This window comes from Moorena sp. SIO3I6 (assembly GCF_010672095.1).
Map to the genome: position 1 here is coordinate 1 of NZ_JAAHHU010000101.1, position 12,342 is coordinate 12,342.

Sequence of the window (12,342 nt, forward strand, 5' to 3'; positions counted from 1 at the left end):
CGTGACATCAATGGCGCTCGTGGGATATTCCTGAGAGCTTTGGTAGATACACCCTGGCTGAAAAATCAGCTTGCATTGGCGGGCTAAAGTATACTTTGGTAGATTTTGGTAGCTAAAAAGTATCGGTTATAATATCCCTGTGAAGACAAAACATTGATTAACCCTAACAGGTTGATTAACCTTGAGGAATTTACTTAGAATTGCAGAGGGAATGGTTTGTAGATTGTTATCGTTAATCACCCACAATATCCAGTTTGTTGTTTTTTGTTGGTGGTTAGTAGAGGCGAACAGTTGTTGGCCCCTACAGTAGTTAGTAGAGATCAACACACTCTCACTAACTACTAACCACTAACTTGTTTCCCAGATTTGATGTAACCTCTACATAGACATACTCCAGCCGCACTGGCTGACGAGCAATGGAATCGAGGGGAATCCCATCAAAACAAGCAATAATATCCTTCAGGTCTAAAGACTCTGGTAGCCAAAAGGCTAAATCATTTCCATAGCGGCGATGAGTAAAGCCTAATTCCTGGGCACGAGCGATCGCTTGTTCTTCTTGAGGGGTGTCTACTACCACAATTTCTTGAGCCGGAATCTTTTGCCGTAACTCAAGCAAACTCCCCTCTGCTACAATCTGTCCCTGTTTAAGAATGCCAATTCTCTGGCAAAGACGTTCTGCTTCATCAAGGGAATGAGTGGTTAGCAAAATAGTAATTCCCTGGCCCTGAAGACGTCGAATCAAGTCCCAAATTTCATATCGCGCTTCAATATCTAAGCCTGTCGTAGGCTCATCTAAGATCAGTAATTTGGGCTGATGCACTAGAGCCACAGCAATATTCATCCGTCGCTGCATCCCACCACTGAGGGTTTCCACCGGACTTTTTGCCCGCTCTAATAAATTTACCGCAGCAAGGGCAGCGTAAACTTGTTTAGAGCACTGCTGACCATCTAACCCATACAGACGAGCAAAAAAATACAAGTTTTCTTGACAACTAAGGGTTTGATACAGTAAATTCTCTTGGGGGGCAACCCCAATCAGCTTTTTCGTTGCCTCGGACACTGGTTGGTTATTGATTGCGATCGCACCACTATCCGCTCGTAGTAAGTTACAGATGATATTGATAGTAGTTGTCTTACCCGCACCATTGGGTCCGAGTAAACCATATATTTCTCCTGCTGGAATATTTAGGCTTAAATCCCGCAGAACGTTTCGATTACCGTAAGACTTACTTAATTTATGGATATTTAGCACTAGTTAAACCTTGAGCAATACTAAGGCAATTTAATCAGACTTTTTTTACGATAATCGGATGATTTTATAGGAGTACTAGCTAATAGATAACTGACCCGACTATACTTAAGTTTATTTGTTTGTGCAAGCCTCCTCATTTTTCAATGGTTTAAACTAGGTTACCCTGCACAAAAATTCCGTGGGTAATCACAATCTTCTCTCTACCCGAACCATCCCCTGGTATGACAACCATGCGACTATCACCATCACTGAGGCAAAGCCAAACAAAAACCAGAAATGAGACTCTATTTCCACCAAACCCTTCCCATCAGCCCATACTCCCAGCAAGGCTTCGTTCATATGATAAATTGGGTTAAACTTAGCGATTTCCAGTAACTGTTCCGGAAACAAAGCAGTTGGTAAAAACGCACCCCCCAAAATTAATAGAGGTACACCGAAGGTTCCCACTAAGGCATTAACGTCCTCAGTCCGCCGCGCTAATTGAGTTCCCAGAAAAAATCCCACTCCCACATAAGCAATAATACTCAGGAAAATAATCAATACCCCTAGCAACACGGAACCTTGAAACCTTGCCCCCAAAAATGCTGCTATGGTATAAACCACTAAGCCTTGACCTGTACCAATGCAGCTGTGAGCCAAAAAAATTCCTAAGAAATAGGATATGCCGCCTAATGGAGAGATAAATAAACGCTTGAGCATGTGCTGTTCTCGTTCTGAGACTACTGTTGCCACGCTACCCCCCAAGCAGCTAAAAAACAAAGCAGCACCCACAAGAGTAGTTGGGGCAGCCCGTTGAAATGCTTCTGCGGTTGATAGCTCAGCCTGTTCTGCCATAATCAAACCGTTGAGAAATAGCACAGTAATTGGAAAAATACTCCAAAATAATAGGCTACGCTGCCTTCGCCATAGTTCAATCAAGATTCGCTGTGCTACAGCACAGGTTTCCCGCCAATATTTCATAATTACAGCACTTTTCAATTGGGTTAGGTACAGATTCCTGGGTTTTAGGGAACAGGGAACAGGGAACAGGGAACAGGGAACAGGGAACAGGGAATAGGCATGCTAGCAATAGGCAATAGGTAAGATGAAAAAAATCTTGTGTACCTCATTAGGTTAGTAAACGTTTTCAACTTTCAACTTTCAACTTTTAACTTTTAACTTGAACGCCAGAAGGAAGATTTTTGTGTTTATATTGCCTATCGTCTATTGATAACAAACAAGGTATCCAGGTCTCTAAGATAATAAAGGGCAAAACAAGCTGCTAACATTTGCCAAGCGGCAAAAAATAGCAAATTAGGATCAGTAAATGGGCTTAGATATTGCTGATAGGATGAGATAGTTTATCTCCCATGAAATACTAATACGCTACCATAAGTCCATCGTTTTTTCCACTAAGAGTAAAAATCCTAGGATGATTACTAGCTGGATAGCGCCAATAAGAATAAAAATGCTGTTACCGAGTCCACTAATAAAGTAAAAGTTTTCATAGACCGCAGCTGCATGTTCAGGACGCACGAATTTATCGATTGTCCACATCAGCATTACTATAAAAACACTGAGGCGCAGTAGAAACAAAACTAGGGGAATTCGATTAGATGCTCTCATGGTAGTTTCAGAAATAATAGATCGCAAGTAATAGATCGGATAACAGAATGATAGATCAGATTATATAACACTACGCATTTAGATTAGGACATTCCTAAACTCCGAAATCTAGTCATAGCTTACTTCTGACTTCTGACTTCTAACTTCTGACGCTAAGCGTAGCGCTATATCTGGTAGCGTCGTTATTTTATACCTAGGCATAATGAACCATCATGGTAAGCATTAAGGTATCAGCCGTTAGCCGTACCCACTATGAATCCATGACTTTCTTGACAAAGTATAGTTCCTAGTTGTTTTTGAAAAATTACTGTTGACTGGGATTAAACAGTATCAGCTAGTAGCAGGGAAACTGCCACCGATGAAGTGGACATCACTGAAGGTTTCGATCCATAAACGAGCTCCACAATCGAGTGGATTATCTGGCTGATAGACAATCCGACACGGACCAATGATTTCGATCTGATTGCCGTATAGATTGTTGCCGCTTCGTTTTACTGAAATCACTGGCAGCCGGTCTTCAGGGCTTTTGTGGTTATTGGAGCCAATGCGATTGCGGTTGACATTAATCTTAGCCAAAGCAGGAGGACGAGTAGTACGCCATTTGCCTTTTGGTCCACGGGTACCTTTCGTGATTTGTGGCAAATCGTTGAACAGAGGAATAATCCAGAATTTCCCACTTTTATAGGCACCCCGAACCCGACCCTTCTCTAGGAGTTGGCGCAATCGCCGAGAAGAAATACCTAACAGAGATGCGGCTTCAGTAGTACCAACGTGCTTACTCATTGAGGAGACTTGAAATAACTATTCCGATAATAGTATATAATAAAAATGACCAAATAACAACTTCCCTTAAAGAAGTGATATCGTGTCCAGTTGTTTCAATAGTGTTGAAGGTTGTTCGCGTAGCGTGGCCGAAAGGCCAAGGTTTAATAACCGGGTTACCTGTAACCTAAAAATAGGTTGAAAGTTGTTCGCGTAGCGTGGCCGAAAGGCCAAGGTTGTTCGCGTAGCGTGGCCGAAAGGCCAAGGTTGTTCGCGTAGCGTGGCCGAAAGGCCAAGGTTGAATAACCGCCTAACCTGTAACCTGTAACCGGGTCACCTGTAACCTGTAACCAATAACCTGTAACGGGTTAACCAGATTGCGATCGCGTTTGCTAAAATTCTGCTAAAATCATTTATTGAAAGTAAATTAACCAGCACCCTTAATCATAAGGATTGCTAAACAGCTCAAATCCTTAATTCCATCACTTAATCAAATTAGCCAAATCTCTCGGAAACCGAAAAGCTTTCGCGGCTACTTTAGCTGATTAGCCAACAGCCAGGGTTAGCATCTAGAGCTAGCATCTAGAGCTAGCATCTACCACTAGCATCTACCAAAAGCATCCTGATACCAGGGAATTTCTACCGTAATTACTACCGTATGTCATTTAACTGTGACATGCTCCCTCTTAAGAGGACAATCAACAGGAAAAAACTACCCTCTTAATGGCCTAGTCATACCCAAATTCCCTGATGACCTGCCAGTATGATCTGCTGTCTTAATCCCGATTGCCAGAATCCCATTAATCCGGATGATAACCAGTTTTGCCAAAGCTGTGGTAACAAACTAGTACTCCTGAAAAACCGCTATCTTCCGATTCGACCCCTCGGAGATGGGGGCTTTTCCAAAACTTATTTGGCAGAAGATAGGGACAAATTGGATGAACACTGTGTGATTAAGCAGCTAGCGCCCCAAATTGAGGGAACGAAGGCACTCAAGAAGGCACGAGAATTATTTGAGCAAGAGGCCAAACAATTGCAAAGGCTGGGACAACATCCCCAAATCCCTACCTTGCTAGCTTACTTTGAGGAAGATCAGCGCTTATATTTGCTCCAAGAGTATATCGAGGGGAAAACCTTAGAGCAAGAGTTGGCAGAAGCAGGACCGTTCAGTGAAGACAAGATTAGGGATGTTTTATTTGAATTGCTAACTATTCTCAAGTTTGTCCATCAACAGCAGGTGATTCACCGAGATATTAAACCAGGTAATATCATTCGCCGTCCTGCTTCGGCTCAAGGATCTGAAAAAAAGACTGAGCTAGTATTAATCGATTTTGGGATAGCCAAGCAATTGAGGGCTACGGTCATGGCTAATATCACTGGCACCACTATCGGTTCCTTTGGCTATGTGCCTATGGAACAAATGGAGGGAGGTAAAGCCTATGCTGCTAGTGATTTATACAGTTTGGGCACGACCTGCTTTCATTTGCTGACCAATGTTCATCCTTGGGATTTGTGGAAGAAACAAGGCTATCGCTGGGTAAATAGTTGGCGAAAGCATTTAAAGCAACCGGTGAGTGAACAATTGTGGTGGATAATGGATCGGCTGCTCCCAGAAAGCTATCAGCACCGTTATCAGTCTGTAGACCAAGTCTTGGAGGTGTTGGAGCTTCAGTCTGCGCCCTCTGCTAATCCCTCTCAATCAACCTCTAAGTATAACGAGTCTTTTCTGAATTTTTTAACGTCATTAAGACAAAATGACCAGTTAAAAAAACAAGTGATGATGGGAGGATTTTCTTTATTATCTCTAGGATTAATTACTCAAGGATATGGATATTTTCGGTATAAAACATTTCCGTCTAATCTAAGTTTTTTGATTGCTGGTTTACCCAGCAGTACCTACCTCAAAACTACTCTCAATGGACACTCTAACTCAGTGCGTTCTATTGCGGTTAGTCCTGATAGTAACTATTTGGTAAGTGGTAGTAATGATCATACTGTAAAAATTTGGAATTTGCCGAAAGGTGAGTTAGTTAGAACTCTTAATGGCCATGATGGTAATGTTTATTCTGTCGCTATTACTCCTGATGGAGAAAATATTGCTAGTGGTGGTGATGACAATACTATCAAGATTTGGAATTTGAAAAGGGGTCAGCTGAAAAAGAATCTTACTGGTCATCAGGGATTTATTAGTTCTGTTGCAATTAGTTCCGATGGAAAAACGTTAGTAAGTGGAAGTTATGACCACACTATCAAAGTTTGGGATTTACCGACTGGCAAGCTGAAACAAACCTTAAGGGGGGAAACGAATTGGGTTAGTTCGGTGGTGATTAGTCCTGATGGCAAAACCTTAGTTAGTGGTAATGGGGGCAATACGATCAGAATTTGGGATTTGGATACAGGTGATCTAAAAAAGACCCTGACCGGTCATAGAGATTCCGTTGTTTCTCTAATCATTAGTCCTGATGGTAAAACGTTATTTAGTAGTAGCCTAGACCGTAATATTAAAATTTGGGATTTGACAATTGGTGAATTAAAAAATACCTTGACTGGACATATATACTATGTTCATTCTCTGGCGATTAGCCCGGATGGTAAAACCTTGGTTAGTGGTAGTGCCAATAATACCATTAAGGTTTGGGATTTAGAAACATGGGAGTTAAAAACTACCCTCACTGGTCATAAAAACTGGGTGAGTTCTCTGGCGATTAGTCCCGATGGAAAAACCTTAGTCAGTGGCAGTAGAGATGATAGTATTAAAGTTTGGAAGTTGCCTTGATTTATGACAGTAAGCTGGTTTAAGTTAAAGTTTTAGGTTATGACAGGAAGGGAGCAGGGAGCAGGGAGCAGGGAGCAGGGGTAAAGAATTTTATTTTTTTGATATAGCAATTATATTTCCCATGAGGGACAAAGGGATCCCCCTAAATCCCCCTTAAAAAGGGGGAATTTGAGGTTTATAAGTGTAACTCATAAATGCAATAAAAGCTATAATTAAATAATATCTAATTGAAATGCACAACACCTTAAGAAGGAGAAAGTGTAAAGTGTAAAGTGTAAACCGTCAACACAATTTAAATGCATACCTGGCACTGGGACACTTGGAATAATTTGCCCTATTTAACGAGTAGCCTATTGAAGCAATGGAATCACGGCTTCTTTTCCTCAGCATTTTCTCCCCGTTCTCCTGAAGAAATGGTGGATGTACTCCAGCCTGATGCCCAGGTGTATCGAGTTAAACAGGTCCACGGCAATACAGTACTGACTCCTGGGGAAATTGAAAGTACCCAAAACGGTGAGCCAGACTCCAATAAACCACCGGCTGATGGTATTATAAGTGAGGAAGCTAACCAAGCTGTGTGGGTTTGTACAGCAGATTGTACGCCGTTACTGATTGGGGATATGGAAACGGGACAGGTAGCAGCAATTCATGCGGGTTGGCGGGGTACTGCTCAACGGATTGTTCCTAATGCGATCGCACGATTGCTAAACAATGGTAGCCGTAAAGAAAATTTACGCATTGCTCTCGGTCCAGCAATTACCGGGGAATGCTATCAGGTATCAGAAACGGTGGCGGCTGAAGTGGGAGCTAGTATTGTATCTACTGATCAAGGGGATACCACTGAATCAATTCTGGGGGTGTTGCAGCAGCTAGACGACTCCCCAATATTAGATGACCCGAAACCCGGACGAGTACGCTTGGATGTGCGGCGAGTCAATGTCTTACAGTTGGAACAATTGGGCATTGATTCAGAACAAATTGCGATCGCACCCCACTGCACTTACTCTGAACCAGAGCGTTTCTTTTCCTATCGCCGTAATCAACTTAAGAAAGTTCAGTGGTCTGGTATTATTAGCTATTGAAGCTAGGCCAAAGCCTAGCAACGGAACCGGTACGACAATAGCAAAGAAACGTCCTTGAATCCATGCCACGCACCCCTAGATTAACCTTTGACCGGGGAACTCTGATTTTGCATCCACCACCGAGGGGCAAAGCTTGGGTGGAGTATGCGACTTGGGATGATCGGGTAGAGAAGTTTCGGATTAGAGGAATTCACTATCGTCCTCTGGTAGAAAGCTTACTCCGAGAAAAGGTTGATTTTATTGATGATGCTAGGGAATTTGTGCCTCTGGAACTAGTATCTAGTTTTGAGATGGAACCTTATCCCCATCAACGGGAAGCTCTGTTGGCATGGAAGCAAGCTGGTCGTAAAGGGGTAGTGGTGCTACCAACGGGAGCAGGTAAGACTTATCTGGCCCAGTTGGCAATGCAAGACACTCCTCGTAGTACCATAGTTGTCGTACCAACCCTAGATTTAATGCACCAGTGGTATGCTCAACTGGAAGCAGCCTTTCCAGATGTGGAGGTGGGAGTGTTGGGGGGTGGTTCTCGCGATCGCACGCCGATCCTGATCGCCACCTATGATAGTGCCACTATTCATGCGGAAACCTTAGGGAATCGGTACGCTTTGGTGATTTTTGATGAATGTCATCACTTACCTACGGATTTTTATAAGGTGATTGCGGAATATGCGATCGCACCCTATCGGTTAGGACTGACAGCAACCCCAGACCGCTCCGATGGCCGTCATTGGGACCTTAACGGTTTGATAGGACCAGAAGTTTATCGGAAAAGCCCTGATCAATTGGCGGGTTTGGCACTAGCTGACCATAAGGTAATTCAGATTAAGGTCAAGCTCTCCCAAAAAGAACGCGATCGCTATAATTCTTGCATGACGTTGCGCAATGATTTCTTGCGGACCTCCAACATTCATCTCGGCAGTATTAAAGGTTGGCAGCAGTTTGTGATGGCAAGTGCGCGATCGCAAAGCGGACGCCGTGCCATGTTAGCTCACCGGGAGGCCAAGGAAATTGCCTTAGGTACCGATGGAAAATTAAGGATTTTGCTAGATTTGCTGGCTCAGCATTACCCAGAGAAGATGTTAATTTTTACCAATGGTAATGCTACACTTTATCGGATTTCTCAAGAGTTATTGATTCCCGCGATTACTCATCAAACCCCAGTCAAAGAGCGTCATGATATTTTGAAGCGATTTCGGGAAGGAGAGTATCGCTGTTTAGCGGCATCCCATGTATTGAATGAGGGAGTGGATGTACCCGATGCACGAGTAGCGATTATCTTGTCAGGGACCGGTTCATCTCGGGAGTATATCCAGCGCTTGGGTCGGGTATTGCGTAAAGGTAAAGATGGGGAGAAGGTAGCGTTATTGTATGAAGTAGTAGCCGAGGATACTTCTGAAGAACGAACCTCTTGGCGTCGCCATGGTGGTGGTAGCAAGAATCAACCGCGAAGGCGCAAACAGCCGGAAGGGAGCCAGACCGGTAAGCAGTTGGAGTTATTGCCAGAGCAGGGTTATCAGGTCAAGCCTAGGAGTAGCCCTAGGGCGGCTGAGTCTAAGGGCAAGTGGGGAGATGAGGATGATGAGTTTTGAGTGGGATGATTAGGTAATAAGAATGGAGTATTGCCTCCCTAATCTCTAGATTAGGGAGGCAATACTAACTAAACGTCTTAAGTTCTATTGAACCTAAAATATCGTATCAAGGTTAAGACTAAAGCTGGTGTCATCTTGGAAGACAGCAATTAAGTCTCCCTTGTAATATAGAGCTGTGTCCTTTGCTGATGTACCACTAAAATTGAAACTCTTATTGACAGTGTAATCACTCTTACCACCGCCGAGGCGAACTTTATCACCTTCTTTCCAATCAAAGTCAGTGATGGTGGCGTATTCCGAGCCAAAATCACCAATGTAGCCAATCTCGGTGATATAACCATTCTTACCTAAGACGAAGGTATCCTTACCTGTGCCACCAGTTAGAATGTCCCGTTCCTTTTGACTACTACGTTGATAACCCTGGAGATAGTCATTACCAGAGCCGCCGGTCAGGGTGTCGTTGCCAGTACCACCAATTAGAGTGTCGTTACCAGAGTAACCAGAAAGGTAGTCGTTACCAGAGTTACCATAGAGCTTGTCCTTGCCAGAGCCACCCTTTATGGTGTCCTTGCCAGAGCCACCCTTTATGGTGTCCTTGCCAGAGCCACCAGAAAGGTAGTCGTTACCAGAGCCACCAGAGAGGTAGTCGTTGCCAGAGTTACCATAGAGCTTGTCCTTGCCAGAGCCACCATAGAGCTTGTCGTTGCCATAGCCACCATAGAGCTTGTCGTTGCCATAGTCACCATAGAGCTTGTCGTTGCCAGAATGCCCCCGGAGGAGGTTGTTGGAATTGTTACCACGGATGATGTTGTTGAGGCTGTTACCGTAGCCGTAGTCAGCACTACCAGTCAGGGTCAAGTTTTCCAGGTTGGCTCCTAGGGTGTAGTTGATGGAGGAGAAGACTGTATCAATACCCTGATTGACGTATTCGGTGACCACATCCTTGGTGTTGTTAACCACATAGTGGTCATTGCCCGTGCCACCATACATCCGGTCACGGCCTGTACCACCATCCAATAAGTCGTTGCCAGAGCCACCATAAAGGGTGTCCTTGCCAGAGCCACCATAAAGGGTGTCCTTGCCAGAGCCACCATAAAGGGTGTCCTTGCCAGAGCCACCAGAGAGGTAGTCGTTGCCATAGCCACCATAAAGGGTGTCCTTGCCAGAGCCACCATAAAGGGTGTCCTTGCCAGAGCCACCACTGAGGTAATCATTACCACCTTTACCGGAAAGACTGTCGTTACCATCATTACCATATATACTGTCGTTTTTCGGGCCACCAATCAGGGTATCGTTGCCACCATGACCGGACATTGTCCAAGACTTCCATTTCTTGAATATGAACCCACGTTCTTTGTGTGCTTTTTTGTAGTTGTTTAAGTCGTTACCAGTGTAAATTCCCATGTCATTTGCTCCTGAACGATTGCAATTGTTTTAAAATTTGTGGATTGTTCGATTCGGAAAGATTCACCCTATTTGTCTGAGTTAGATCCTGAAAAGTTTTTCAAGAAATACTCATTATTAATAGTGGAACTTAAGATACCCAGTTTATGGGTAAATCAAGGGTAATCTTGATCAACAATCCTGATGTTGACCGTTACATATTTCCAAAAACTCACAAAAATTACTCTGTTAGTAGCGTTAAAAACCTGATTACTCAACGCTACTAAATCGTGATTTTATTGATAATATGTTGATTGATTAACAGGTCAGTTCATCTAACAATCAAGTAGATCAAGTCAATTCGTTGGCATTGGTTAACAATGGAATGATTTTAAGAGTAGGTGCGCGCCTCCTAGGGCGAGTAAATTGCCCTTGGGTCGCACCTGTGGAATAGGCATCTTGCCGTGGAATAGGCATCTTGCGTGGAACTGGCATTTTGCCAGTTTCAATATATTTTCGGGCGGGCAGGATGCCCACTCTACTCCTATTCATTGCTCGATTCAGCAACGCCAATTCCTTAGACCCTATCGACCCCTTGATTTATGGAGCACCATGAACTGATATATCGAATACAGATAGTTTTAACCTGGATCTAAGTATTTAGGAGTTCAATTAACTCTTGCTATTGATGTCTGACTTATCTCTAATCGGATTATAGATCTAACTCAGATAAAAATTATAACTTTTACAAAAAACTCACTAAACCTTTAACTATGTCAAGCTTTGATAAAGATGAGATGAAATTAGATATAGTAGTATTCAATACGGTGTGGAGATGGGTAAGCAGTTGGAGTTATTGCCAGGGGTGATCAGGTCAAGCCTAGGAGTAGCCCCAGGGCGGCTGAGTCTAAGGGCAAGTGGTCAAAGGAGGATGATCAGTTTTAAGTGGGATGATCAGGTGATCATGGAGTATTGTCGGGATTGATAGTGATTCCTGTGTAAAAATATTGCTTGAACAATATTACTTGAAGTTGGTATAAGCTGTATAATTAAGCTTAAGACTTACGAAGCCCACTAAACGTCGTAAGTCCTAAGATAATATATTCCTCAAAAGGTGATCGGGTGATCTGGTGATGGGGTGCTAGGTATGAATGCAACTTGGTACCAACACCCCTCTCACCAGGTATCCCATCAGCAGCTTTCCCCTAAACTCAGAAAGCGAGTAAAGCAAACAATCCTACTTGTCACCCGGTTAGATAAAGTGCCTTGGCGACTAGACTGAGATAAAGTCATTAGCCGTCAGTAAACCAATAGAATCGACATAAGCAATGTCTTCTGCACCTAAGCTAATGCGAGTACCGTTGGTAATAGAAACACCAGATATTGTACCTGTGAATGAGCTTAAGCTGTAATTGGACAATGACCCGGAAATCTGGATCTTGTCAGAGTCAGTTTCGCCAGCGAAGCTAAATCTGTCGAAATTGTCAATCACAGCGTAATCTAGACCAGCACCGTTGTAATAGATCGAGCCACGGGTGCCCAGGATAATCCGATCCCTGGCACCAAAATCACCAGGATCAAGGATATCAATTTCACCAACACCGTCGAGAATACTGTTAGTACCGTTAAGGGTATCTGAGCCGAAACCTCCAACTAGGGTATCGTTACCACCTGCGCCAGTGAGGCTGTCATTGCCAGAACCACCATTGAGGCTATCATTCCCGGTACCTCCAAAAAGAATATCGTTTCCAAAACCACCATTGATGGTGTCATTACCACCATTACCATCGAGACGGTTTGCGCCGCTGGTACCGATGATGGTCTCACCCCCCTGAGAGCCCTCGACGTTCTCAAAACTGCGAATCGTTTCGGTATTACCTCCAGAAACTGAGG

11 protein-coding genes are annotated in these 12,342 nt (G+C 43.6%); 4 read left to right on the top strand and 7 right to left on the bottom strand.

The window, feature by feature from the left end:
• Positions 1–334: 334 nt before the first annotated feature.
• From F6K49_RS24150 to F6K49_RS24165, 4 genes are all read right to left on the bottom strand, one after another.
• The gene (locus F6K49_RS24150) at positions 335–1,252 is read right to left on the bottom strand and encodes an ABC transporter ATP-binding protein (RefSeq protein WP_293100736.1); all 918 of its coding nucleotides are present in this window, start codon (positions 1,250–1,252) and stop codon (positions 335–337) included.
• 186 nt (positions 1,253–1,438) lie between these two features.
• A complete protein-coding gene (locus F6K49_RS24155; protein ID WP_293072262.1) occupies positions 1,439–2,212 on the bottom strand; it encodes an ABC transporter permease in 774 nt (257 codons plus the stop codon).
• A 405-nt stretch (positions 2,213–2,617) separates the two neighbouring features.
• A complete protein-coding gene (locus tag F6K49_RS24160; protein ID WP_293026085.1) occupies positions 2,618–2,857 on the bottom strand; it encodes a hypothetical protein in 240 nt (79 codons plus the stop codon).
• A 330-nt stretch (positions 2,858–3,187) separates the two neighbouring features.
• Positions 3,188–3,640: a helix-turn-helix domain-containing protein gene (locus F6K49_RS24165; RefSeq protein ID WP_293026083.1), complete on the bottom strand. Its 453-nt coding sequence runs from the start codon at positions 3,638–3,640 to the stop codon at positions 3,188–3,190.
• A gap of 742 nt (positions 3,641–4,382) precedes the next feature.
• Here F6K49_RS24165 and F6K49_RS24170 point away from each other — a divergent pair.
• From F6K49_RS24170 to F6K49_RS24180, 3 genes are all read left to right on the top strand, one after another.
• Positions 4,383–6,395: a WD40 repeat domain-containing serine/threonine-protein kinase gene (locus F6K49_RS24170; protein ID WP_293100740.1), complete on the top strand. Its 2,013-nt coding sequence runs from the start codon at positions 4,383–4,385 to the stop codon at positions 6,393–6,395.
• Positions 6,396–6,691: 296 nt separating this feature from the next.
• Positions 6,692–7,477 carry a peptidoglycan editing factor PgeF gene (gene pgeF, locus F6K49_RS24175; protein WP_293029004.1) on the top strand — a complete coding sequence of 262 codons (786 nt, stop codon included), beginning with the start codon at positions 6,692–6,694 and terminating at the stop codon, positions 7,475–7,477.
• Positions 7,478–7,539: 62 nt separating this feature from the next.
• The gene (locus tag F6K49_RS24180) at positions 7,540–9,066 is read left to right on the top strand and encodes a DEAD/DEAH box helicase family protein (protein ID WP_293100743.1); all 1,527 of its coding nucleotides are present in this window, start codon (positions 7,540–7,542) and stop codon (positions 9,064–9,066) included.
• A 93-nt stretch (positions 9,067–9,159) separates the two neighbouring features.
• On the opposite strand, the gene F6K49_RS24185 is transcribed toward F6K49_RS24180, so the two are convergent.
• On the bottom strand, positions 9,160–10,470 hold the full coding sequence (locus F6K49_RS24185) for a calcium-binding protein (protein ID WP_293100747.1): 1,311 nt from the start codon (positions 10,468–10,470) through the stop codon (positions 9,160–9,162).
• A gap of 330 nt (positions 10,471–10,800) precedes the next feature.
• Positions 10,801–10,944 (bottom strand): hypothetical protein, encoded by a 144-nt coding sequence (locus tag F6K49_RS24190; RefSeq protein WP_293100750.1) that lies wholly within the window; start codon positions 10,942–10,944, stop codon positions 10,801–10,803.
• A 340-nt stretch (positions 10,945–11,284) separates the two neighbouring features.
• Here F6K49_RS24190 and F6K49_RS24195 point away from each other — a divergent pair, with 340 nt between their 5' ends.
• Complete coding sequence (locus tag F6K49_RS24195; RefSeq protein ID WP_293100753.1) at positions 11,285–11,434, top strand: hypothetical protein; 150 nt, start codon at positions 11,285–11,287, stop codon at positions 11,432–11,434.
• 288 nt (positions 11,435–11,722) lie between these two features.
• On the opposite strand, the gene F6K49_RS24200 is transcribed toward F6K49_RS24195, so the two are convergent.
• A partial coding sequence (locus F6K49_RS24200) for a calcium-binding protein (RefSeq protein ID WP_293100756.1) occupies positions 11,723–12,342 on the bottom strand: 620 nt, incomplete at its 5' end.